This window comes from Psychroserpens sp. NJDZ02 (assembly GCF_004843725.1).
GTDB lineage: Bacteria > Bacteroidota > Bacteroidia > Flavobacteriales > Flavobacteriaceae > Olleya.
On record NZ_CP039451.1, the window covers coordinates 2081695 to 2108667 of the forward strand.

The following is a 26973-nucleotide window of genomic DNA, read 5'->3' on the forward strand; positions in this document are numbered from 1 at the left end:
TCTATCACAAATAATCAATGTCACACTGAGCGCAGTCGAAGTGCTTATAAATGATAAGCAAGATTTAAAATAAAAAAGAGAACGTTCAAAAGAAGCAAATAAAACACCATTTTTATTACAAACAACTAATGTCACACTGAGCGCAGTCGAAGTGCTTATAAGTTATAAGTAAGATTTAAAATAAAAAAGAGAACATTCAAAAGAAGCAATCAAAACATCATTTCTATCACAAATAACCAATGTCACACTGAGCGCAGTCGAAGTGCTTATAAAAGGTAAGTAAGATTTAAAATAAAAAAGAGAATATTCAAAAGAAGCAAACAAAACATCATTTCTATCACAAACAACTAATGTTACACTGAGCGCAGTCGAAGTGCTCTTTAATAATCATACACAATGAAAAAAATAATAGTATCTCTAGCAATATTTACCATTTTTGCTTGTAAAGAAGAGCAAAAACAAGTCGAGACAAAAGTGGTTTCAGAAGAAAAAACAGCACTAAAACCTATAGCAGATTCAGATTTAGAAACAGCTGTTATTTACGAAGCTAATATTAGACAATATTCCCCAGAAGGGACTTTTGAACAATTCACAAAGGACATCCCGCAGTTAAAACAAATAGGTGTAAAAGTCATTTGGTTAATGCCTATTTTTCCTATTTCGGAAACAAAACGTAAAGCAACAGGAGGAGCAGATAGTAAGTTTGCATCTGAGTTTCCAGAAGCAGAGCAAGATAAATATTTAGGAAGTTATTATGCAGTATCGGATTTTACTAAAATCAATCCAGAGTTTGGAACAATGGACGATTTTAGAACATTATTAACAACTGCTCACGATAACGGAATTTATGTGATTTTAGATTGGGTACCAAATCATACTGGTTGGGATCATACTTGGTTAAAGACTAATCCGGAATATTATACACAAAATGATAAAGGAGAAGTAGTACATCCTTTGGATACGGATTGGACGGATGTTGCAGATTTAAATTACGACAATCAAGAGATGCGTAAGGCAATGATTAAAGATATGAGCTATTGGTTGACAGAAGAAGGTGTTGATGGTTTTAGATGTGATGTGGCAGGTTCTGTGCCAACCAATTTTTGGCAACAAGCTATTCCTGAATTACGCGCTAAAAAAGACATTTTTATGCTAGCTGAAGCTTGGAAGCCAGAATTATTAGAAGATGGTTTATTTGATATGGGGTACGCGTGGGACAGACATCATGCCATGAATGCTATGGCCAAAGGAGAAAAGGATGCTTCCGAATTTACTACTGCTTTGCAAACTGATTTTGAGCGTTATGCAAGTGATGATATCTTAATGAATTTTGTGACTAATCATGATGAAAACTCATGGAATGGAACAGTAAAAGAACGCATGGGAGACGCCTCAGAAATGATGACAGCCTTAAGTTTTTTAACACCTGGAATGCCATTAATTTATTCGGGACAAGAATATGATTTAGATCACAGGTTATTATTCTTTGAAAAAGATAGTTTCCCACACACTAAAGGAACTACTTGGAAATTATTAGAGAAATTAGCCATGCTTAAACAAAGTAATTCGGCTTTAAATGGCGGAAAAGCTTCCGCTAAATACAATACAATTGATAATGGTAAATCTGTCATTTCATTCTCAAGAACAAACGGAACTGATGAGGTGATTTTTATTGCCAACATTTCAGCAGAAAACCTAAAAACTAACTTACCACAAAAAGGGCAATATCTTGATTTTATGACCAATCAAACGGTCGTGTTAAAAGGAGATGCTATTCCATTGGCTGCTAATGAATACAAAGTCTTTGTAAAGCAGAATTAACAGAATTAGTAGTGTGTTAGAAAAGTTGGACGTCGTGCCAACTTTTCTGTTTTATAGACCTTAATTACTGGATTAAATAAAGGGCGTTTGTTTAAACTAGTTGAGAGTCAGTAGTGTTACCTGTTAAATTAGAATGGCATTATTTATATTAAAAAATATGCTAAACCCTTTTACAATAGTGTTTAAGAGTCTTTTTTTGACTATTTTTGCAGACTATGCAAGAATTAAAACTTTCAGATTGGTTACCTACCACAAACAAAGAGGTGAAAATACGCGGATGGGAAGCACTAGATGTTATCCTTTTTAGTGGAGATGCTTACGTGGACCATCCAACGTTTGGTCCAGCGGTAATTGGGCGTATGTTAGAAAGTTTTGGCTTGCGTGTAGCCATTGTTCCGCAACCAAATGTTAACGATAATCTTCAGGATTTTGTTAAAATGGGTAAGCCGAAACTATTTTTTGGTGTTACTGGTGGTTGTATGGATCCAATGATTAGTAATTATAATGCTAATAAAAAGAAACGTGATAAAGATGCGTACACGCCTAATGGCGATATTGGGTTTAGACCGGATTACGCAACATCAGTATATTCTAAGATTTTAAAAGATAAGTGGCCAGATACTCCAGTTTTAATTGGTGGTATTGAAGCGTCTTTACGTCGTGTAACACATTACGATTATTGGAGTGATCAATTAATGCCTTCTATTTTAGAAACGTCTAAAGCGGATATGTTAGTTTACGGAATGGGAGAACAACCGTTACGCGAAGTGGTCCGTTTACTTGAAAAAGGAGTGCCTTTTAATAGTATTAATACAGTACTTCAAACCGCTGTGCTATTGGATAAAGGCGAAAGTATTCCTAAAAATGCAAATTGGGAAGATGTCGAAATAGCGTCTCACGATGTCTGTTTAAGCGATAAGAAAAAATACGCGTCTAACTTTAAAGTTATTGAGCAAGAATCAAATAAATTGGCTGCTAGACGAATTTTTCAGAAAGTAGGCGAGAAAACCTTAATGATTAATCCACCGTATCCAACCATGACGGAAAAGGAGATTGATGCGTCTTTTGATTTACCATACACAAGATTACCACATCCAAAATATAATAAGCGTGGACCAATTCCGGCGTTTGAGATGATAAAGTTTTCGATCAACATTCACAGAGGGTGTTTTGGAGGGTGTAGCTTTTGTACGATATCTGCGCACCAAGGAAAATTTATTGCATCACGTAGTAAAGAGTCTATTTTAAAAGAAGTCGATACTGTTGCAAATATGCCTGATTTTAAAGGGTATTTAAGTGATATTGGAGGGCCAAGTGCTAATATGTATCAAATGAAAGGTAAAGTACAATCTATTTGCGACAAATGTGTGGCGCCTAGTTGTATTTCGCCAGTAATATGTAGTAATTTAGATACGTCACATAAACCGTTAACAGAATTATACCAAGCGGTTGACAAACATCCAAAAGTAAAAAAGTCATTTATTGGATCTGGAATTCGACATGATATGTTAGTGCCAGAATTTAATAAAAATGCAGATCCAAAAGAGTTGGACGCTTACACGGAAGAGGTGATGACTAAGCACGTTTCTGGTAGACTTAAAGTAGCACCAGAGCATACTAGTGATCCTGTATTAAAACTGATGCGTAAACCATCGTTTAAATACTTCCATAAGTTTAAAGAGCGTTTTGATAAGATTAATATTGCTAAAGGTTTAAAACTACAGTTGATTCCGTATTTTATATCTAATCACCCAGCGTGTGAGGTAGAGGATATGGCAAACTTAGCTGCCGAAACCAAAGATATGGGGTTTCAGTTAGAACAAGTGCAAGGCTTTACTCCGACACCAATGACTGTGGCTACCGTAATTTATTACAGTGGTTACCATCCATACACACTTAAAAAAGTAAATACGCCAATTACGCGTAAAGAGAAAGATGAGCAACACCGTTTTTTCTTCTGGTATAAAGAAGAAAATAAAGCGTGGATAAAAAAGACTTTAAACAAATTAGGGCGCGAAGACTTACTAAAAGTATTACTACCAGGAAAAGAAGAGAAATGGCGTAAAAACACACCTAAAGGAGATGCTAAAAACACCTTTAATGATGCGGTTCCTTTTAACCAACGTAAGAATAAAGCGCAGTTTAAGAGTAAAAAGAAACGTCGTTAAAAATTGACTAGTTTATAAATAAAAACCCACTTATATTAAGTGGGTTTTTTTGTTGAATATCTTAGTGGTTTTTCTGGGTGGGTTGGATATAGCTGGACGTGACACCCCTGCGGTCCCCTCAAGGGGACATCTTGCTGGCGGGATTCGTGTTAAGCTTTGTTATTTATTTTATGCTCACTAATTAAACTCGCTTAAAAAACTTTTGATGCGATGGTCGTCCCATTGCTGGGACTTTAGGGGGTGTCCTGAAAGAGCGTTCCTGACATAGCTGGATGTGACACCCCTGCGGTCCCCTCAAGGGGACATCTTGCCGGCGGGATTCGTGTTAAGCTTCGTTATACGTTTTGTGCCTACCAATTAAACTAGCTAAAAAAAACTGTTGATGTGATGGTCGTCCCATTGCTGGGACTTTAGGGGTGTCCTTAAAACACATGTCTAAATAATGTTATATCTTTAACTTATTAGACTATAGTGAAATACGTTCCGAAAGCAAGTCCGGAACGCATAATTCACTTTAACTATTCTACACAATGAGAAATAAGATTATCCCATACCGTTCAGACTTAAAATTGTTTGTAAGACAATTACGAAAAAACAGCACATTAACCGAAGTTTTACTTTGGCAAAATATAAAGAAACGCGCGTATGGTGTTCAGTTTCATAGACAGGTGCCTATGCTAAGTTATATACCAGATTTTTATTGTCACGAAATTGGTTTGGCTATCGAGATTGATGGTTCTAGTCATGATCATAAAGTGTTATATGATGCTAAAAGACAAGCTGAATTAGAGGCTTATGGTGTGACATTTTTAAGGTTTACTAATGAAGAAGTAAAAAAGAACATGTTTAGTGTGTTGTTGGTTATTGAGGAAAAGGTGAAGGAGTTACAGGGGTAGTAGAATTGGTGTGGACTAAAGCTGAGCGTGAACACCCCTGCGGTCCCCTCAAGGGGAGATCTTGCCGGAGGGTTTCATGTTAAGCTTCGTTATGCATTTTATGTCCACCAATTAAACTAGTTTAAAAAAATATGTGATGAGATGGTCGTCCCTTTGAGGGGACTTTAGGGGTGTCCTTTAAGAGTGGCCTGACATAGCTGAGTGTAACACCCCTGCGGTCCCCTCAAGGGGACATCTTGCCGGAGTGTTGCGTGTTAAACTTCGTTATACATTTTATGTTCACCAATTAAACTAGCTTAAAAAACTGTTGATGAGATGGTCGTCCCCTCGAGGGGACTTTAGGGGTGTCCTTTAAGAGTGGCCTGACATAGCTGAGTGTAACACTCCTGCGGTCCGCTCAAGGGGAGATCTTGCCGGAGTGTTACGTGTTAAACTTCGTTATACATTTTATGTCCACCAATTAAACTAGCTTAAAAAACTGTTGATGAGATGGTCGTCCCCTTGAGGGGACTTTAGGGGTGTCCTTTGAGAGTGGCCTGACATAGCTGAGTGTAACACCCCTGCGGTCCCCTCAAGGGGAGATCTTGCCGGAGGGATTCGTGTTAAACTTTGTTATTTATTTTATGCCCACTAATTAAATTAGCTTAAAAAACTGTTGATGAGATGGTCGTCCCCTTGAGGGGACTTTAGGGGTGTCCTTTAAGAGTATCCTAAAACACAACTAATAACGTGCCAATAATACGCGCACAAAACCTGTTGAGGTAATGGTCGTCCCCTCGGAGGACTTTAGCGGGGTTTATAAAATCATCCTTAAATAATTCATATCTTTAACCTATAAACGCTAAGCTTACATAATAACCTTTAGATTAATATACCATGAAAAAACAACTACAAATAATTAACGGTGTTGCATTTGTTTGTGTTATTGTAATGAACTATATGTCCAACACAGGTTTATTAAATAATACGACTATTGGAGAAGTATCCAAGCAATATAATACCTTGTTTACGCCAGCAGGTTATGCGTTTTCTATATGGGGAATTATCTATTTACAGGTTTTAGCTTTTGTTATTTACCAAGGACGTAGCCTTTTTGTAACTGTAAGAGATGATGCTTTTGTGATTAAAACAGGGTGGTGGTTTTTACTATCGTGTATGGCTAATATATTGTGGATTGTAACCTGGATTTATGGTTACACGCTATTGTCTTCTGTTTTTATTTTTATACTGCTATTCTCATTAATACAAATTGTGCTTAAAAACAGCATGGAATTGGTTGACGAACCTATTTCTGTGATTGTCTTTTTATGGTGGCCTTTTGTAATTTATAATGGTTGGGTTACGGTTGCAAGTATTGCAAATGTCTCTGCAGTTTTAGTAAAATACAATTGGGATGGTTTTGGACTGTCTCCAACCGTTTGGACCGTTTTACTTATTGTTATCGCCATGGTAATAAATTTAATTATTACCTGGACACGTAACATGCGCGAGTTTGCACTTGTTGGTGCATGGGCATTAATTGCTATTTATGTAGCTAATAGTGACGGTAATACTACTGTAGCGTATACCGCTGCAATTGCTGCTGCTATTTTGATAATTAGCAGTTTTGCACATGCTTTTATAAACCGAAAAACAAATCCTGCTATTAAATGTGTGGAGTATTTTAGGGGGAGGAAAAGTTAGGGTTTAATTATATCTTGTGGTTCATCAACTCAGTGATGGTTGTGGTGAATGGTTTAGCAGAAGCGTTACCTGAATTGTAATTTTCTAATTTTCTGAAATCCCATTTATTATTTCCAAATTCAGTTAAATCTACTTTTTCTAATTCTATAATTAAATAGTAATCTTGTGATGGATTAGCATATCCTTTTTTAATTAAATTGGCTTTTGAAAACACTTTTGGTCCTTTACTAACAATTTTCCATAAGTTACCTGATGATTTATCTTTATGAGTATGAAGAAGTAAATATTTAGCTGAAACAGTTTCTTTATCTAAAACTAACGAGCCATTACCAGAACCCATTCTGAAATTATATAACCCTTTTTTAGAAATCCAATTATATTGGTTTTGATTGTTATAAAAACCTACTAATACATTAGTGTCGTCAGGTATTAATTTTTGTCGTTTATCTGTGTCTAAATACTCTGGAATTGGTTCTGAAACCTCGTTAGGTTTATCATTTTTATAAATAGTGTAGCTTTTATGAGCAATATTTTCTCTTTGTGAAGCAGAATTTAAAAAGTGATTTAATACCTCTTTGATAAAGTTTTCTAAGTAAATAGTTTCGTTTTCATTTTCTGAAGGTTTTATAGGGAAAGCTCCTAATCCAGGCAGTACTTCATGAAAACCTCTAATGGGTTTATTTGTTTCTCCAGGATATAAAACATAAGCTCCACTTGTTCTTCTAATGGCATCCTTATAAGCATGCATTTTTAATAAATCTGCATTTTTATAGATTCCTTTTAAGTTCTCTTTTTTCTCATTATTTAAGCTTTCTTCATTTGTTTCTGTTCCTAATATTTGATTAATATTTGCAATCTTATATTTGGCATCAAAATGAATATGCACAATCTGGTCTTTGGCTTCAGCTTCAGTTTCTTTTAGTTTTGTTGGCCAAATAGATAATGTGTAATCTGGTCTTAGAGTTGTAGTCCAACTACCAGATATTGTAATATCATTACTTCCACCTTTAAAAGGTCTGTTATAGTTAAATCGGATATTTAAATATCTATTTCCTTTAGAGTAGGTGCCTTCAAGAGCTGTCATTTCTCCTTGTTTAAGCTGTAAGCTTAAATTATTTTTTGATGGAACAATTAACTTTTCTAATTCCTTTGGTTCAATATCAAAAACTTGTTTTAAAACTTCTAGTAATTTAAAAAACAACCAATATTCGTATAAAGTAGCAATGTCTTTTTTTCCACCACTATAGACTTCGTCGCCACCATTCCAAATAAGTTGAGCTGCCAAATCATATTTTAACCAAACTTTTAAAAGCTCACGATATCCTTCTTTCTTTTGTAACGTTGGACTGTTTAATTTTAAAGTAGTTGGCCTTGAAACAGATTTGAATAAATCATGTTGTAAATGTGTTTCTAATTTTTCGGAAACAGTATCAGCTTCTTCTTTTAGTCTTTTTCCTGCATTTGGATGATTAGAAATATCCATGCAAAACTTTAAAAAAGTTTCCAAAGCATGTTTAATAAATCTGTTTTCCGATGTATCAACACTTTCTAGTTTTCGATAGGATTCGATTTTTGTTGCAACCGATTGTATTCCTTTTTTATATAAAGGATGTGTGTCATTAAGCTTTAATCTGTTTTCAGAGTTTAAGAGTGATTTTAATTCGCTGTTTTTAAAGCGTTTTATTCTTCTAACATCTGTCAGTTCAGATTCTTCTGTCCAAGTTGTTGTTGGGCTTGTTACAATACGTTGAATAGCGTCTTCGAAGTCCTCTGAGTTTATTATAGAGCTAATAAAAGCAAAACGCTGATATAAGGTTTTGTTTTTGGTTTCTGGGTCTATTTCAAACGAATGACTAACGGGAGAGTTTGCTTGAATAATTAAATCAGTACATTTTGATGTAATATCATTTAACATGTATTGATAATCCTCTCGATAGCTTGTTTTTTTAGATTGAACCTCTAATTGTAAATCCCATTTTTGGTTAGGATTTTCAGTATTTAAAATTTGCAAGGTTAATGTACCAACAAAGATGTTTGGTGCAATTACACCAATATATTCTTTTCGTTTTCTGTTTTTTACAATATTACTTTGGTCGCTACAAAAAAGGCGATAATTTTTAGCTTGGGTTTCATTTTTATGAGAGAATTCAAAATCATAGAAACTACCTTCTTTTAATTGATAAGCAGGTTCGTTGGTATATAAGTTGGTTGTATCTACTTCTATATCGCCTTTTTTTTGAGCATCGATGCATAAGTGTAAACCATCTTCTATAAAAGATAAATCTATTTCTATGGATTGTTCTTTCTCCATGCGTTAAGCTTCTGCGTAACTTGCAAAACCATTGTCTACTGCGCCTTTATACATTCTAGTAATTTTCTCTAGAGATAAAGGATATAAAACACTTGTGTTTGTTTTATAATCGATAGCTTCTTTATTGTTTAAAAAGGCTTTTAAAACATCTGTTTTTTCAACAACACAAAACGAAGCTAGAGTTTCTAAAATAGGACAAAGTTTACGCCTAGAACCATGTAGTTTTGGTAAAAGCTTTTGCATAATGGCAATGTCTATTTTTGCTTCTTCAAGCATTGTATTATCCAATGTAGTTAATTGGTTGTATAATCTGTGTATTTCTGTTGCAGTACGATAGCCAAATTCGGCTCCCGTTTTTTTCAATTCTTCAAAAAACAGAACCAATTTTTCATTTAGTTTGTCTGTTTTTACTTTTGGGAATTCTTTATTAGAAGCAATCTCTATAAAGTTTTCTCCCATTCCAGCACCTTTACCGTTTAGGTTTGTAAAATCAATTTCGGTTGGAGCATCTAAAAACTTAGAGATGTCATCTTTGTTAACTCTAAATTCAATAACATTTGCTCTGTCTAATACTTTTGGACTAAACATATATGTAGTTTCATCTATGTTTACTGTCCCAACTATAAATAAGTTTTTTGGCCAATTTAAATGAGAAGACACAATGCCTTTATCTTCAACGTCGCTATGCAGCTTCAATTGGTCTTTAGATTCCATAATACTTAAAAAGTCTGCAAAGTATCGCTCTACATGGCTTAAGTTCATCTCATCTAAAATTAAAAAATAGGGCTTATTTTTATTGTTTGCTTTATTGGCTTCAATAAGTAGTTTTAATGCACCATTTTCAGGTAAAATGTATTCTTTGTTGTTTAATGCATTAACGTAGCCTAAAAGTGGCTCTCTATTTGTCCAATCTGCTCCGACAGGTACAATACAATATTGTTTGTCGTTCTCACAAATCCATTGTGCAAAAGCTTGTGCTAATTTTGTTTTACCAGAACCAGATAAACCACTAAGTAAAACGAATGGTTTTGTTGCTAATGAAGAAACGTATCTTGTTATTAACTGAGAATTATAGTTAAGACCTGAGATTTTACAGTTTTCTTCGAAAGAGGAAATATTAAAATCTACTTGTTTAATTTCTTTGATAGTAGATTTTTTTTCTATGCTGTCAGAGAATAAAAAATTATATTCGTTAATAAGGGTTTTTAAATCTTTGTGTAATACCTCATCTGATTGCAATGTAGCTATATCGTAAGTTTTATAAATATACGATGTGCCATATTTTATCGTGTTTATAGATAGTTCTTTTTGGAAGTATTGTTTTATTGTCTCTTTGGCATTTGTTTGAGACCAATTGTGACTTGGTGTATTTGTTTCACTTAAACCATATGCTAAAATGAGTTTTTTGTATTCTTTGTAATATAGGAAAACTGGGTATATTCCATCTTTTACTGTTTGCCCAAAACCTGTAAACGCTATCCAAGGAATAGATGAAGCACGACCAACACCAAAGGACATTTCAATTTTTAGACCTTCTAATGTGCCTTTATTATGTCTCTTGTATTGAGTTGCTGAATCTTTTGTTCCTTTTCCAGTTTCTTGATCATTTGCAACTTTTATAAATTCTATTAGGTTCAAAGTTGTTTCGTTTTTTTTAGATTCAATTTTAAATCCATTTTCGCGGAGAATTTTAAATGGTTGTTCTGTATTATTTCCAAAATCTGAAAGTTTAAGATCTTTACCGTTTTTTGATTTATTAGCTATTGACAATATTAATATTGGAGGATACTTTTTTCCTTCAAAAATTAGATCATAAGTAGAAGAATGTCTTCCTGACAGTAACTCAGAATTATTATCTATTTGCTTTATAGCTTGTATTAAATCTTCTCTAGTGAATTGTATTATCATAAAACTAAGTTTTTACAAAATCAACACCTACTCTTATAGGGTGATTAAAACTATGATTTGTTATTCTTTGCGCATAATTTTGTTTGAGAGTAAACACATATTCAATGTCTTTTTTGACTAATACTCTTCGTTTATCTCTAAACTCTATTCTTATTTTATTATTTACTAGTAAAGGGTTTTCTACAAAAAATTGTTTTGGTTTCACATACTCTTGGCCCCACAAAATACAAGTTGTAGAGTCTATATAAGAAATAAATCCTCCATCACCTTTTTTTATACCTTCTTCCACAGGAATAGAATTTCCTTTTACAAAATAGTAATTAAAGTCAATATTGCTTTCACCATTATGCAAAATACAATCACAAAGTGCTGTTATACATAAATAATAAGTATTATTCTCTCCTTTAAAGATATCTCCAAAATTCAATATTTTCTTTTCTTTTAGAGTGGTGCCATTATAAAATGCATTTAATACTGCTATCTCATTATCAGAAACTTTATAATTTTGCTTTGATATCTTATTTAGAAACTTTTCTTCAAGTATCTTTAAGTCTGAGTCTTCTAATTTTAATTTCGAATGTTCTAATAATATTGATTTTATAAAATTATTAAATTCTAAATCTAAGTTATGAACCTTTAGCTGTTTCCGGTGATACATTAAAGTATTAATACTAGTGTTTAATAAATTTTCATCAATAAAAGAAGCATTATTAGTAAAACTGTTTTGCATATCTAAACCTAATAATTGAGAAAGGTTATTTTCAGACTTTCTTACTTGGTCTACTAATCTGTTTAAAATCTTAATAGCACTATTTTCAGATTTAGGAATAATAGTTATAATGGTATTGTTAATGTTAAGACTGAAATTTGTTCTATTTATATGAGATAACTTAGGATTAGGCTCTAGTGATTTATGCAAATTAGAAAATGCGTAACGTACTTGAATAAGTGCTTCACCAAATGATGTAATTCCTGTACAATCTTTTATTAATTTTGGTAATCCAGCATCAATTAATCTAAAAGCATTAAAAAGGGTTCCATTAAACTTATCATCATTAAATGATATTTGGTTAAAAGAAGCTAAATTATCATCTCTATAAATATCTAACTCGTCAATTATATTTTGATAGTACCCTAAATTATATCCCGAAAAATAAGTAGATAAGTTATCAATAATTACATTCTTATTATGTTCAGAAGTGAAAATTGAGCAAAAATGAATATGCTTCTCTTTAACTATTTTTGATAATAGATTTAAAGAATGCTCCTCTCCATCATTACCATCAAGACGCCAATCGAGTAATACTAAATCTCTTCTTTTAAAAAAATACTTTAGTCGCTCTTCATTTTGAAGGTCGCTAGGAGAAAATTTATGTACAGCTAAAGAAATACCTTTTTCTTTAAATTTTTTAAGGAGATTAATAGATAAATCAACTTCTGGGTATGGATTTCTAGGTTTAACTTTATATGGCTCTAAAGCTTTTTCATCTATAAAAATTGCAGATTTGATTGAATCCAATATTATTTCTTTTGTTTTTTGATTTAAAGTCATATTATAACATTGGTTTTATAACGAAACAAGCGCCACTAAGCACATTATATTCTTTATCATTAGTAGCATATATATCTAAATTACTTTCATTTAGACTTTGTTTAGAAAGATATAAACCTATCCCTCTACCGTTTGGTCTGTTAGAATAAAATATATCGAATATTTTTTCTATTCGATGATTTTCAATTTTTAATCCAGAATTACAAATAATCATTTCGTTTGTTTCATTATTATAATCCAATAAAATTTCACGATGTTCTTTATTTCTCATCCAATAAATTGCATTGTTAATTATATTTATAAATACAGTATGGATAACTGGCTCTTTTATGGTTAAAGAGCACTTTTTGAAAGCTTCAGTAGAATGGAATTTTATATTGTAATCATCAATTCTTCTATCAAAAAACCTCATTAAATAATTAGTTATATCTAATCCAGAAACGTTTTTAGGTACAACTCCAGATATCCTGTATAGTGGAGATAGTAAATCATATTTGTCTTCTAATTGTTTGAAATTTTGTCTCAAAAAGTTAAATTGTTCTACATCTGTAAAAAGACTAACCCCACTTAATTTATCAATAGAACTATTTATTTTAGCATACAACTGATTAAACTCGTGGTCTATAATTTCAACAGCAACACCTAATTGTGCAGTTTCTCTAGTTTGTTCCCATTTATATTTGATGGTGTCATATTCGGCTTTATAAGCTCCTTGAACTAATTCTTCATCAATATCAAAACTTAATTTACTTAAGTGCTCAACTAACGGTGATAACTCTTTATTTATCTGATCTCTTAAAAATTCAAATTTTGAAGATAATTTTTCAGATTCAATTAGTACACTTTCTTTTGAATCTATTGAGTTGACAATCTTATCTTTTTCAAAATTTAATTCATCAATGACTCTTCTCGATCTGAAAGAAAAATCCTTCAACAAGCTATCGTATTTAGTTTTTAATTGGATTCTATTTTCGGTTATAATCTTTTCAAGTGTACCATTATATTTTTGATAATTCTTGGTAAATTCCACTTTCAATTCTTTGACTTCAAGTTTTTCTTGAACTTTGGTCATTAATTGGGTACTATCTTTCTTAATCGTTTTGTTGAAGCCTAATAATTTATCTTCATACTTATCTAAACGATCTAATTGTGTATCGGTTGGTTTATATCTTTTAGGTACTTTGGGTATTAAATTTTTAAATTCTATATCAAGAGTGTGCAGTCTATCAAGTAAACTTTCAATATCGGAGTACAATACATTAGATGCATTTGTTTTCTCTTCTAACTGTTCCAAAATAGATTGATATTCAATTTGATATTTTTCAAATTTATCAGGGTATTCTTTTAATGACTTAGTAAAAGCTTTTTTCTCTACAATAGCTCGTTTGTTATCTTTTTTTATTGCTTCACTTTCTTCTTTTATTTGAGCCATTTTATCCCTAAACAAGCTTTTGTTAGGCTTATCTGAAAAATACTCATTAGCCAAGTCTAAAAAAAAATGAATTAAATCACTTTCAAAAGCTCTGTAAGCTCCATTATTAATTAAGCCCTCTCTACTTGATTTATCTTTTAATCTATAATTTTCATCACGGGTTAAACCTAAATAGCCGAACATTCTTCTATATGAAAAGTAATATGACCCAGCTCTTCTTGAACGTCTCTCTTCAAATCTTAAAAAATCAGCGTTAGGTCTTCCATATGGTAGAACTCTAAAATCATCACGATAAATATATAGACCTCCATAGTTTTTTACTTTTTTCTTTATGTTGTTATATGATATGTCATCTTGTATAGATTCATTTTCTTTACCTTGATTATAACCTAACTTGATAATAACATTACCATAATCATTTCTTGAATCAATTTTCCTAGGGTTAAGAAATGTGTAATCTATTATTTCATCATATATTTTTAATTTCCCATTAAATTTTCCAGTTCCATCAAATATTCCTTCAATAATAATATCAGCTAAATCATAATCATCGGATGTGAAAAACTTTCCTTCTGAAGTTAAAAAATCATACTCCTGCTCAATTTCTTTATAAATTGGAATTGAGGTTTTTATTAAATTATTATCTTTTTTAAAATCATTTGTAAAACCAGATAAACTTGAAATCACAAATTGTCTATCTTCAAGATCATCTTCATCATTTTTAGTTAGATCCACTATTTGTTCTAAAGGCTCAAATACTATAAATTTTGTTCCGTGACTATTTTGAACATCTAATAAATCAGTAAGTAATTTTTCTGACAAAAAATTTGGGATTTCTGAATTATTAACTGAGTTTTCAATATCTCTTCTTAACCCTAGTTGTTTTTCTTCCCAAATATAATTGCCATCCGTGTCGTTCTCTTTATCAAAATTTTTAAGAAAAGATTCTTTTAATCTTTCAAATTTAAAAGGTAAATCAGTAATACTATCAATATCTTCTACAGGAATATCTACATCATCTAAGAAAAGGTTATAATTCTCTAATAATCTCCAGTCAAAAAATAAGGCTTGTAAAGGATGCCCCTGTTTTTTTGTAAACATTAGCATTGGGTTACCAAGAAAAGCAACAGATAATCTTCCTATTCCTTTTTCACCAGCTTTTATTCTTGGTTTTTGCCAAAGTGTTTCCTCACTTTCTTTTTCTTCTAATGTTGTTCTACTTTTTGAATCTGTACCAAGTACTAACCATTTTTCAAATATATCATTTCTAGACATTCCTTTACCATCATCTGTCATTACAAATAATGGTGAATTAACGTCTTTATAAGTGTCTAAATAAATTTCAGCAGTTAAATTATCTGCATAGGCGTCATACCCGTTTTTCCATAACTCAGTAATTGCAGTAGGTAAATCTGCTATTTGACCTTTACCAAGTAAATCTACTGCTCTTGCTTTGGTTCTAAATTGCATTCTTGTGATTTTGTATTATTGCTTTACCGATAGCGGTTGCATATTTTGGAGGAACAGCGTTACCAATCATTCTGGCAATACGTGCTACGCTAGTTCCTTTAAATTTGTAGGTTTTAGGGAAGGACTGTAGCACAGCACCTTCTCTGATAGAAATAGCTCTGTCTTCTTCTGGATGTCCAAAACGCCCATTAGAGAAACTAAAGAATTTTGTTGTTATTGTTGGTGATGGTTTATCCCACCACATTCTACCGTAAATATCTTTAAACCCATCAGTTTTCATATAATGACATGGCGGAGCTAATCGTTTATCATAAACATAAGCCATTCTAGTGCCTCCATCTTTAGGAGTTAAACTTAATCTTTCTAAATTTAGCTCATTTAAACCAGCAACAGTGTGCATAAATTCTGAATTGTCTTTATGTCCTGGTTTAACCTTAGGGAAACCATTCTTTTCTCCTAGCACATCCCTAACTGTTATTTTTTTTCCTTTTACAGCTATAGGTTCCAATTTAATTTGGTTAATTCTATTTGCTATTAATGTAAATCTTTTCCTGTGTTGCGGTACTCCGTAATTACTTACCTCATGCACTTTAAAATGAACTGTGTAATCTTTTTTTTCTAGCCAATTTATAAATTCATTAAGACCGCTTTCTTCTTTTTTGCGTAATACACCTGGCACATTTTCTACAATCACATAGCCCGGATTAAAGTAGGATACAAAACGATGAAATTCTATTAATAAATTTTTTGACTGTTTCGATTTTTCTTTTGTGGTATTAATAATACTCCAAAACTGGCACGGACTGCAGCCAATTAGCACTAGTTCATCATCGTTTATTTTTAATGATAATTTTTTTTCAAGATCCTTTTCTTTCAACTCAAAGACATCAGCATGTATGAATTCAGCATTTTTAATATTTGCTTCGTATGTTTCACTGCAAGTTTCATCAAAGTCAATTCCTGCTAGAATTTGTATCCCAGCTTTTTGTATTCCATAGCTCATGCCTCCACCAGAACAGAAAAAATCAACAGCTTTTAGATTTCCCATATATTAATATTAAGCTTTAATATTTTGTCTTCATTTATCCTCATTTCTATAACATATTGTATAAAACCTATCAATCAAGTATGTGTAATATCTAAGACAAATTACATTCAACAAAAAAAGACAATTTAGTAAAGATTACAATAATAATCAATTAAATTTAAGTGGTCTCAAGGCTTTGGTTAGGTTTTACTGCTCAAATCCTAATGCGCCTCCAGCCAATTCAATCCAATATCCATTTCCACATCCAAAGGAACTTCCATTACAAAAGCACCTTCCATTTCGGTTTTAATTAATGTTTTCATTTCCTCAAGTTCAGGTTTGTAAACATCAAAAACCAATTCATCATGCACTTGCAGTAGCATTTTAGTTTTATAATTACCAGCTTCTAGTTTATTATAAATATTAATCATGGCAATTTTAATAATATCTGCAGCACTACCTTGTATTGGTGCATTAACCGCGTTACGCTCTGCAGCGCCACGCACAATAGCATTGGCACTATTAATATCTTTAAGGTAACGTCTACGATCTAAAACGGTTTTTACATACCCATTATCACGCGCAAACTCGACTTGAGCGCTCATGTATTTTTTAAGCTTTGGGTAGGTTTCGTAATAGGTGTCAATAAGCTCTTTGGCTTCGCCACGCGATAAATCAGTCTGGTTGCTTAATCCAAAAGCAGAAACACCATATACAATCCCGAAGTTTACGGTTTTGGCATTACTACGTTGCTCACGGGTGACCTCTTCTAAAGGCACACCAAATACTTTTGCAGCGGTAGAAGCGTGAATATCTTCTCCGTTTTTAAAGGCTTCAATCATGGTTTCCTCTTCGCTTAAAGCCGCAATAATACGCAGTTCTATTTGGCTATAATCGGCAGCTAATAAAGTATATTCGTCATTACGTGGTATAAAGGCTTTACGCACTTGTCGTCCACGTTCTGTACGGATTGGTATGTTTTGTAAGTTAGGATTGTTACTACTTAAACGTCCTGTAGCCGCAACGGTTTGCATATAATCTGTGTGTACACGACCTGTAGAAGGTTCGACTTGTAACGGTAAGGCGTCCACGTACGTGCTTTTTAGTTTTGCTAACCCACGGTATTCTAAGATATCTCTAATAATTTCGTGCTCTTTTGCTAAAGCAGATAAGATATCTTCTCCTGTTTTATATTGACCCGTTTTGGTCTTTTTAGGTTTGTCTACTAGTTTTAGTTTTTCAAAAAGAATAATTCCTAATTGTTTTGGAGAGGCGATATTAAATTCTTCGCCAGCAACCTCGTAAATTTTAGCGACTAAAGTGTCGATGTCTTTGTTTAAATCTTGCGCTAACGTGTTTAAAAAAGGCACATCTAAATTAATACCTTCCAGTTCCATTGCTGCTAAAACGCGTACTAAAGGCACTTCAATATCTGTGAATAATTTTTTGGTATTGGCTTCGCCTAATTCTTTTTCAAAATGCTCTTTAAGTTGTAATGTAATATCGGCATCTTCTACTGCATATTCCGTTTGTTTGTCTAACGGAACATCGCGCATGGATAATTGATTTTTTCCTTTTTTACCAATTAACTCCACAATAGAAATTGGCGTGTAGTTTAAGTACGTTTCTGCCAATATATCCATATTGTGACGCATGTCTGGATTAATTAAATAATGCGCTAACATGGTGTCGAATAATGGGCCTTTTACTTGCAGATTATATTTGGCTAATACTTTAATGTCGTATTTTAAATTCTGGCCAATTTTCTGAATAGTTTCATCTTCAAAAAATGGTCGTAAGGCTTCGATTATGTCCTGTGCTTCGCTTTTGTCCTCCGGAAACGGTAGGTAAAAGCCTTTACCAATTTCCCATGAAAATGAAATCCCAACCAACTCTGCAATTAACGGGTTTAAACCTGTGGTTTCGGTATCAAAACACACGGATGTTTGGCTCATTAAATTTTTAATAAATAATGTGGTTGCCATCCCAGGCGCAACGCTTTGGTAAAAGTGACTGTTGGTTGCGGCTGTTTTGCGTGCAAATGTATTGTCTTCTAATGTCGCTGTCGCGGAACTTGGGTCGCCTCCAAACAAATTGAATTGACCTGCTCCGGCACTTTCTGCTTCTTTTGGTGTTACTTTTACTTCTTTTTTAACTGAAGCCTTGTCGTTGCTATGTGCTGTAGCCTCGGCACCAGATGTAAATGTTTTTGTAAAATTATCTATTAGTCTTCTAAATTCTAACTCCTGAAAAATCTCAGTCACTTTAGGAATGTCCGGCGTGTCTAACTCAAAATCCTTGGCGTTAAAAGTCACCGGAACATCTAGCATAATTGTTGCTAGTTTTTTAGATAATAAACCTAACTCTTTATTGGCTTCAATCTTCTCTTTCATTTTGCCTTTTAGCTCGTGTGTGTTGTCTAAAAGATTTTCCATACTTCCGTAGGCTGCCAAAAACTTCTTGGCTGTTTTTTCTCCAACACCTGGTAAACCCGGAATGTTATCACTGGCATCTCCCATCATCCCTAAAAAGTCAATAACTTGTAACGGATCCGTAACTTCAAACTTTTTCTGTACTTCTGGGATTCCCCAAGTTTCATAGCCTCCACCAAACATTGGGCGGTACATAAAAATGTTTTCGCTTACTAATTGCGCAAAATCCTTATCTGGCGTTACCATAAAGGTTTGGAAACCTTCTTTTTCGGCTTGTTTTGCCAAAGTACCAATAACATCATCGGCTTCAAAACCTGCTTTTACCATAATTGGGATGTGCATGGCTTTTAAAATCTCCTGTATAATTGGGACTGCAATTTTAATGGCTTCCGGTGTTTCGTCACGATTGGCTTTGTAGGCTTCGAATAGTTCTACACGGTCCGCACTTCCTCCTTTATCAAAACAAACGGCTAAATGATCTGGTCTTTCGCGTTTAATGACGTCTAAAAGTGAATTCATAAATCCCATAACCGCAGACGTATCGACGCCTTTAGAGTTGATTCTTGGGTTTTTTATAAAGGCATAGTAGCCACGAAAAATTAAGGCAAAAGCATCTACTAGAAATACACGTTTGTTATCTGACATAATTGGAATTTTGATAGAATACCAAAACTACAAAACTTAACGCAGGTTTGCTTTATAATTTATTAACATCTGACCATAAAAAAAAGGAACAAATAACATGATGCTTTTTGTTCCTTTTAAAAACGCGTCTGTTTTTTTAATATGTTACGCCTTGTTTATCTAAAACGGTTTTTGTACAGAAAGCATAAAAAAGTAAATATCCAAAACATAAAGCTGCAACAATATAAGACGGTTGTATGCCAAAAACATCAGCTAATTTACCTTGCAATGGCGGTATGATGGCACCACCTAAAATCATCATGATTAAAAAAGCAGACCCTTGAGAGGTGTATTTTCCTAAACCTGCAATACTTAAAGTAAATATACATGGCCACATGATAGAGCAGAACAATCCGCCAGATAAAAAGGCAAATAAAGCGACGTTACCAGTAGTTGATAAACCAATAATCATGGCTAATACCCCAAATAAACTGAATATTTTTAAGGTCTTTACAGCATTATCTTTAGCTAAAAAGAAACCTCCTATTTGCACCGCTATACAGATCGCAAAAAACAATATTTCGTTGGTCGAAAATATAGTTCCAGCAAGTCTGTTTGCAGAAAGTACTACCGCTAAAGCGACATAAGGCACAATAATAAGTAGCCATTTTTTTAATCCTTTACTTGGGTTAAAGACTGTAATGGCGCCTACCCAACGCCCAATCATTAATCCTCCCCAATATAATGAGATAAAAGGGGCTATTTGAGCATCATTTAATGTTGGTAATCCTAGTGTGTTTAAATTGGTGTCTCCAACTGCACGTTTTAAAAGTTCGCCTAAATTACTTCCAACCGTAACTTCTACACCTACGTAAGTAAAAATGGCCAACATCCCCAATACTAATTGTGGGTATTTCATGGCACCCCAACCTTCTGGTTTTTTTGATGCGCTAGAGTATGCGAATATTAGCGCGCCTACTACAGCAGCTAAAGCTATGATTAATAAGGTTAGTCTGGTATGTTCTAAGTTTTCTGTTGCGGTCTCTGTTCCTGTATAGGTGCTGAAAATATAGCCAAAACAGCCCATAATTATTATGGTTAATACAATTAATAAGTTTTTTGCTTTATTAGCCGGCTCAAAAGCAGTCTCTGATTTTAAAGCGGGTAATTTTTTTGAAAAATGAAATAGGGCAGCAGCTACTAAAAATAAAAGACCAACACCTAAATATAGCATTTGAACGGTGATTAATGTAATCTCGTTATCATTAATTTTTTGAGCTAATTCTTGAGTAGACCAATGTGTAGATCCAAAGATTATAAAACTAACAACTATGGGTCCAATTGTAGTTCCTAAGGAGTTTATTCCTCCTGCTAAATTTAGTCTGTGCGAGCCTGTTTTTGGATCACCTAAAGCTATTACAAAAGGGTTTGCTGCGGTTTGTTGTAACGAAAATCCTAAACCAACAATAAATAAAGCGACTAATATTAAATAAAACACACCAGTTTGACCTTGTTCTGCTCCAGAAGTCGATGGATACATGATAAAGGCACCAATAGCAGATAACAATAAGCCATAAATAATACCGTTTTTATACCCCCAATTATTAAGAATGTCTTTTCTTAAAGTATTGGATATAATAAATAACAACAAAGCACCAATATAATAGGCTCCAAAGAAAGCAAAGTCTACTAATTGAGATTGAAATTGATCAATATTAAAATACGTTTTACAAAACGGAATAAAGACACCGTTTGAAGCTGCTATAAATCCCCAGAAAAAGAAGACTGTTACTAAAGTGGTTAAAGCAGATTTGTTGTTTTGGTTATTCATTTAGGTAGTTTTATAGTGCTAAATATAGTTATAAATGTTTTCTGGAGAGCAAAAAGTAAAATCGTTTTATCGCAGAAACGCTGTAAATAGATTGTTTTAGAGGTTTAACGTTTAACAATATAATAAGATATATACATTTTGAAAGCGCTATTTTTGAACATCAAATTAGACTATGATTCGTTATCTTATTATTGCCATTGTATATATAGTGTTTACAGTTTACGGTTATCAAGCTATAAAAACTGTATTTAAATCTGCATGGGTACATTACTTGTTTTTTGGTATCGCTTTTTTAGTCGCAGCTAATGTTGTTTATCAATTTTCTTCACCTGGTGTAGGTCGTGTTATTTCAGGCGGGCGTGGTTATGCTATTGGATTTATGTTAGCCTATTTGTCTTTAAACTTGGTGATTGTTCCGCTTTTAATTGGAGAGGATCTTATTCGTGGTTTTATTGGGTTGTATGATCGGTTTTTTATTACAAGAGAATCATTTACCATACCCTCAAGACGTAAATTTATTAGTCAAGTCGCTTTGGGATTGGCAGCCATACCATTTTCTGGTTTGCTTTACGGAATGTATAAAGGACGTTACAACTATAAGGTTTTAAAATACACACTACATTTTGATGATTTGCCTGAGGCGTTTGATGGTTATCGTTTGACACATATCAGTGACATCCATGCGGGAAGTTTCGATAATAAAGAAAAAATAAATTATGCAGTCGATTTGGTTAATGAGCAAAAAGGAGATGTGATTTTGTTTACTGGTGATTTAGTTAATAATAAGGCGTCCGAGATGTATGATTGGAAAGACACCTTTTCTAAATTAGCTGCTAAAGATGGTGTGTTTTCTGTTTTAGGAAACCATGATTATGGCGATTATGTTGAGTGGGATTCCGCAGCAGCGAAAAAAGCTAATTTAGACGAGTTAAAATCCATTCAGAAAGATATGGGCTTTGATTTATTATTAAATGAAAGTCGATATATTGAAAAAGAAGGAGCGCGTTTGGCTTTGATTGGTGTGGAAAATTGGGGGAAAGGTGGTTTTAAAAAGTCTGGAGATTTAGATACTGCATCGTCCAATATTGGTGCTAACGATTTTAAAATACTAATGTCTCATGATCCATCGCATTGGGATGAAAAAGTAATAGCGCATGATTGCCATTACCACTTAACGCTAAGTGGACATACACACGGTATGCAGTTTGGGATAGAAATCCCAGGATGGATTAAATGGAGTCCAATTAAATGGCGTTATAAACATTGGGCAGGAATCTATAAAGAAAAGGGGCAATACATTAACGTTAACAGAGGGTTTGGTTATTTAGCCTACCCAGGGCGTGTAGGAATTTGGCCAGAAATAACCGTAATAGAACTTAAAAAAGGGAAGCAAATGGCTTAATTTAATCTAAATGTTATATTTTAGTAATTAAGTTTTAATTAAACTGATATCAAATGTCAAAATTTGGAGAATTAATAGATGTCGAAATACCTGTACTGTTTGATTTTTTTACAGAATGGAATGAGCCGTCTAAAGCCATGCATGCAGTGTTACGTGATGTAGCAGCAGCACTTGGTGACAAAGCAAAAGTAATTAAGATAGATGTTGAGAAAAATCAAGAGCTATCAGAGGCATTGCGTGTCAAAGGTTTACCAACCTTAATTATTTATAAAAATGGTGAAATGAAATGGCGTCAAAGCGGAGAGCAAGACGCTAATACCTTAATTGGAATCGTTCAGAAATTTGTTTAAAGTGATTTAAATAGATAGCCTTTTTTGCTGTAATACTCTAAAACTTTAGGTAAGGTATATTGCATGTTTCTTGATGCTTTTATGCTGTCATGAAACACGACAATACTTCCTGGCGAAGCATTGTTAATGACATTGTTTAAGCATTTTTCTTGTGAGACTTTAACTTCCCAGTCGTAAGACAATACACTCCACATAACAATTTTATAACCTTTGCTAAGTAATTGTTTAGCTTGGCTTCTTTTAATTTTTCCAAATGGAGGTCGGAATAGGCCATTAGTACTAGGAGCAATAACTTGCTGCGCTTTTAATGTGTTATTGATATACTGTTCCGTATTTGTTTGCCAACCTTTTAGATGGTTAAAAGTATGATTACCAATAACGTGTCCTGCTTTAGCAATTGCCTTAAAAATATCAGGGTATTTTGTTACATTTTCTCCAATACAGAAAAAGGTGGCTTTAGCATTATATTGTGCTAAGATATCTAAAGTCCATTGTGTGATTTCTGGAGTTGGTCCATCATCAAACGTTAGGTATAGTGTTTTATCCAAAGACGCCTTTTTCCAAATGTATTTTGGAAAAAGGCGTTGGATTAATTTTGGTGTTTTTGCAGGAAAAACAGGCATTTATTCGCTTTTTAAGACCGTGTCTAATTGTTGTAGTAAATCTTTGTCCGTGCGGATTGGATTCGTTTCAACCTCCGGTTCATTATCGTAGTATTGTTTAAATAGCTCTAGGTAGTTTGTGAAGATCTTAGATTCCTCTTGAGCAAATGATTTATCATATTGTACTAAAACGTCAACTAAGGCTTTATAGCGTTCAATATCTGTCAATATTTCTGTAAAGTTGTTATCTTGATTGTCTTTTGTTAACGTACTATAATATTTTAAACTCTCTTGATATTTAGAGGCAACATCTTTAAATAGTTGTCTTGCTTTATCTTGTTTATTAACCTCGTAGTAAGCACTAATATAAGGCTCTAATAAGGTGTAGAAGCCATACTTGTTTACAGGCATGTTTTTCATAGCTATATCTGCTATTTCTTCAGCTTTATCTAATTGCTCTTCATTGATTAGTTGTTCTATTAAGCGTGCTAAATTACCTCTGTAAGTAATAGAGTTGCGTCTGGTTTCTGTATCATGGTAAATTTTATCGCTACCACTGTTACCCCAATCCCAATTAACTACTTTATTATACATAAACTCCGTATCTAAGCGTCCCATGTCAAATGGATTTGCTCTGGCAACAGGGGTTTTTATAGGGACTAATGTGTAGACCATGGCGTCTAACTGTAAATAGTCTTTCATCCAAATGTAGTCTTCATCACTAAACGCACCACCAGTAAAGTGGATTGGACGCTCCCAATTGTTGCTAGCAACAATGTCTAACATTAGTAATCTGTTTTTGGTAATAGCATTACTAGAAATAGTAACATCTAAATAAGGTTCGATTAAGTCAGCATCTTTAGCTTTTACGAGACCATTAGCTAAGACCGATTGTTTGTCTACAGGAACTCTAATGTTTTCAACAGGGAAGTAATTAGAATTTAAGTATTGTTCAGGATAGTTGCTAGGGTCTTCTCCTTCTTGTTGCAACGCATACTTTAACTTCGTTTTAGGGTCTTCACTAGTTATAAAATTCATAAAAGTACCAATGTCTAAAGTGTCTTTAGATCTTAGGCGTTTGATAAGGTACTCTCTTGTGCCATGTTTGTATTTGTCATGGGTTAAAGTAGAGGGAATAGGATCACTTTTGTAAGCTTTACGCTTCATTTGGTCAATATACCAATCGGTTTGGAATAAACTTGTATTGACAACCCTAACATCTGTACGATAGTTTTCAATTTCTTGCGCGTACCATAAGGCAAAGGTGTCATTGTCTCCAATAGAGAATAGTATTCCGTTTTCACCACAAGAATCCAAATACTTTTTGGCCATAGCTAGAGCGGTGTATTTTTCCGATCTATCATGGTCATCCCAATTTTGTGAGGCCATTAGTGTAGGTACTAATAATAAGCATACTAGTGTGACAGCAGGAGCTAAAACACTATTTGCTACATATTTTTTAAGTAAATCGAAAATAGCATAAACCCCTAAACCAATCCATATTGCAAATACATAAAATGAGCCCACTACAGAGTAATCACGTTCTCTAGGTTCAAATGGTCTAACGTTGGTATACACTTGAATAGCTAATCCTGTAAATAGGAAAAAGACTAAGGTGACCCAAAATGTTTTTTTGTCTTTATTAAATAAGAAAAACAGACCAAAAAGTCCTAATATTAAAGGAAAGAAATAATACGTGTTACGACCTTTGTTTTGTGCAACGTCACTAGGTAAATTGTCTTGAGACTGACCTAAGTGCCATTCGTCAATAAATTTGATACCACTAATCCAGTTGCCATGTTGGTCATAACGTCCTTGTAAATCATCTTGGCGACCAGTAAAGTTCCACATAAAATAACGCCAGTACATGTAGCCTAGTTGGTATTCAAACAAATAAGAAATATTGCTCGCTAAAGATGGTTTTTCTATAGTGACGAATTGTCCGTATTGTTTTAAAAAATTATGATAATCTTCGTAATCCACAAAACCTTTAGCAACATCATTTTTAAAGTCAATTACAGACTGCACTAAAGTGTTTTCTCCTTGATATTCCGGTTTCAAGTTAAAGTCTAAAAAGCCAGTAAATAACATGTAGTTTTCGGCATTTTCACCACTCCACATTCTTGGTAAAAAGGCGGCTTGTTTATGGTTGTAATTTTGCTTAGCACGTTTGTAATTGTTAACAATAATGTATTTACCAGCAGCTTCGTCTTTTTCGTATTTAGGTTTGTCATCTACATAAGGTTCGTTTTCGTCTAAACCAGTATATTGATCGGTAAATAAAGGACCGTAAAATAAATGAGTTTCTGGATATTGCTCCAGGTTATAGTAGGCTAAAAGTTCTCGCGCGCTTGAAGGATTGTTTTCGTTAATAACAACATTCGCATTAGCTCTAATAGGAAGCATTAACCAAGTTGAAGAACCTATCAATACAAATAAGAGGCAAAGTATACCAGTGTTATAGTTATATAGTTTTTTTGTGTTAGTGTATTTTAATCCGTAATAGAAGGCTGCGATCAATAATATACCAGCAATAATGGACCCTGAATTAAAAGGTAGTCCTATTTGGTTTACAAAAAACAATTCTAAAATACTAAAATAGCGTAAAACGTTAGGAAACATTAATTTGAAAACAAACAGTAATACAGCAACTGAGGCTACATTGGCAATAATGAAGTTTTTTACTGTTATTGTCTCGTAGTTTTTAAAATAGTAGATTAATCCAATAGCAGGAATGGTTAAAAGTCCCATAAAGTGAATCCCAAAAGATAAACCAACAACAAACGCAATAAGTATTAACCAACGGTTACCTTTAGGTTTATGCATATCTGCTTCCCAACGTAAACCTAAGTAAAACATAACAGTCATAATTAAGGTTGCCATAGCGTAAACTTCCGTTTCTACAGCATTAAACCAAAACGAATCTGTGAAGGCAAATGCTAAACTTCCGACAAAAGCACTTCCTAAAATTGCTATTTTTGGACCGTTTTCAAGATTTTCTGGCTGACCAACTATTTTTTTTAGTAATAAAACAATGGTCCAAAACATAAATAAAATAGCGAAAGCACTAGAGACTGCACTCATCATATTCATTAAAAAACCGACTTGAGAAGGTGCTAAAGCAAATACGGAAAATACTGCTCCAAGCATTTGGAATAGGGGTGCTCCAGGTGGATGACCTACTTGTAGTTTGGAGGAAGTTAATATATATTCACCAGAATCCCAATAGCTTACTGTAGGCTCTACGGTAAGAGTATAAATGATAAGTGCAATTAAAAAAGCGAACCAGCTAAGAATTAAGTTCCATTTTCTAAAGTTAAATGACGTCATAAAATATCGGTTTGTTATGTCATGCGAATTTAGTAATTATTATGGAACAGGCGTGGTTTTTAAGTTAACGTTAAGTTCTTTTTGATATTTTTTTTAAAAAAAGTTTGTGAGAGTTAATATTTATCTTAAATTTG

General features: G+C 33.4%; 15 protein-coding genes. 6 read left to right on the forward strand and 9 right to left on the reverse strand.

Features of this window, described 5'->3' with window-relative positions; all coding sequences use genetic code 11:
- The first annotated feature begins 396 nt into the window (after window positions 1–396).
- The 4 genes from E9099_RS09030 (at window position 397) to E9099_RS09045 (ending at window position 6568) form a co-directional block, all read left to right on the forward strand.
- Window positions 397–1821: an alpha-amylase family glycosyl hydrolase gene (locus tag E9099_RS09030; RefSeq protein WP_136583326.1), complete on the forward strand. Its 1425-nt coding sequence runs from the start codon at window positions 397–399 to the stop codon at window positions 1819–1821.
- A 215-nt stretch (window positions 1822–2036) separates the two neighbouring features.
- A complete protein-coding gene (locus E9099_RS09035; RefSeq protein WP_136583327.1) occupies window positions 2037–3989 on the forward strand; it encodes a YgiQ family radical SAM protein in 1953 nt (650 codons plus the stop codon).
- A gap of 530 nt (window positions 3990–4519) precedes the next feature.
- A complete protein-coding gene (locus E9099_RS09040; RefSeq protein WP_136583328.1) occupies window positions 4520–4885 on the forward strand; it encodes an endonuclease domain-containing protein in 366 nt (121 codons plus the stop codon).
- Between the two features lie 876 nt (window positions 4886–5761).
- Window positions 5762–6568 carry a tryptophan-rich sensory protein gene (locus tag E9099_RS09045; RefSeq protein WP_136583329.1) on the forward strand — a complete coding sequence of 269 codons (807 nt, stop codon included), beginning with the start codon at window positions 5762–5764 and terminating at the stop codon, window positions 6566–6568.
- Between the two features lie 7 nt (window positions 6569–6575).
- On the opposite strand, the gene E9099_RS09050 is transcribed toward E9099_RS09045, so the two are convergent.
- The 7 genes from E9099_RS09050 to E9099_RS09080 form a co-directional block, all read right to left on the reverse strand.
- Entirely contained in the window at window positions 6576–8879 is a 2304-nt protein-coding gene (locus E9099_RS09050; protein ID WP_136583330.1) for a DUF2357 domain-containing protein, read from the reverse strand.
- A gap of 3 nt (window positions 8880–8882) precedes the next feature.
- The gene (locus E9099_RS09055) at window positions 8883–10787 is read right to left on the reverse strand and encodes an MrcB family domain-containing protein (RefSeq protein WP_136583331.1); all 1905 of its coding nucleotides are present in this window, start codon (window positions 10785–10787) and stop codon (window positions 8883–8885) included.
- Window positions 10788–10791: 4 nt separating this feature from the next.
- The gene (locus E9099_RS09060; RefSeq protein ID WP_136583332.1) at window positions 10792–12339 is read right to left on the reverse strand and encodes a response regulator receiver domain; all 1548 of its coding nucleotides are present in this window, start codon (window positions 12337–12339) and stop codon (window positions 10792–10794) included.
- A 1-nt stretch (window position 12340) separates the two neighbouring features.
- The gene (locus tag E9099_RS09065; RefSeq protein WP_136583333.1) at window positions 12341–15241 is read right to left on the reverse strand and encodes an ATP-binding protein; all 2901 of its coding nucleotides are present in this window, start codon (window positions 15239–15241) and stop codon (window positions 12341–12343) included.
- The gene (locus E9099_RS09070) at window positions 15231–16289 is read right to left on the reverse strand and encodes a DNA cytosine methyltransferase (protein WP_136583334.1); all 1059 of its coding nucleotides are present in this window, start codon (window positions 16287–16289) and stop codon (window positions 15231–15233) included. Before E9099_RS09070 ends, E9099_RS09065 begins: the two co-directional genes overlap by 11 nt.
- A gap of 200 nt (window positions 16290–16489) precedes the next feature.
- The gene (polA, locus tag E9099_RS09075) at window positions 16490–19345 is read right to left on the reverse strand and encodes a DNA polymerase I (RefSeq protein ID WP_136583335.1); all 2856 of its coding nucleotides are present in this window, start codon (window positions 19343–19345) and stop codon (window positions 16490–16492) included.
- 136 nt (window positions 19346–19481) lie between these two features.
- Window positions 19482–21155 carry an MFS transporter gene (locus E9099_RS09080; RefSeq protein WP_136583336.1) on the reverse strand — a complete coding sequence of 558 codons (1674 nt, stop codon included), beginning with the start codon at window positions 21153–21155 and terminating at the stop codon, window positions 19482–19484.
- A 172-nt stretch (window positions 21156–21327) separates the two neighbouring features.
- On the opposite strand from E9099_RS09080, the gene E9099_RS09085 reads away from it, so the two are divergent.
- Complete coding sequence (locus tag E9099_RS09085; protein ID WP_136583337.1) at window positions 21328–22557, forward strand: metallophosphoesterase; 1230 nt, start codon at window positions 21328–21330, stop codon at window positions 22555–22557.
- 53 nt (window positions 22558–22610) lie between these two features.
- The gene (locus tag E9099_RS09090; protein ID WP_136583338.1) at window positions 22611–22907 is read left to right on the forward strand and encodes a thioredoxin family protein; all 297 of its coding nucleotides are present in this window, start codon (window positions 22611–22613) and stop codon (window positions 22905–22907) included.
- Here E9099_RS09090 and E9099_RS09095 read toward each other — a convergent pair.
- Window positions 22904–23530 carry a polysaccharide deacetylase family protein gene (locus E9099_RS09095; RefSeq protein ID WP_136583339.1) on the reverse strand — a complete coding sequence of 209 codons (627 nt, stop codon included), beginning with the start codon at window positions 23528–23530 and terminating at the stop codon, window positions 22904–22906. The genes E9099_RS09090 and E9099_RS09095 overlap by 4 nt on opposite strands.
- Entirely contained in the window at window positions 23531–26839 is a 3309-nt protein-coding gene (locus E9099_RS09100) for a DUF2723 domain-containing protein (RefSeq protein ID WP_136583340.1), read from the reverse strand. It lies immediately after the preceding gene.
- Window positions 26840–26973 lie beyond the last annotated feature (134 nt).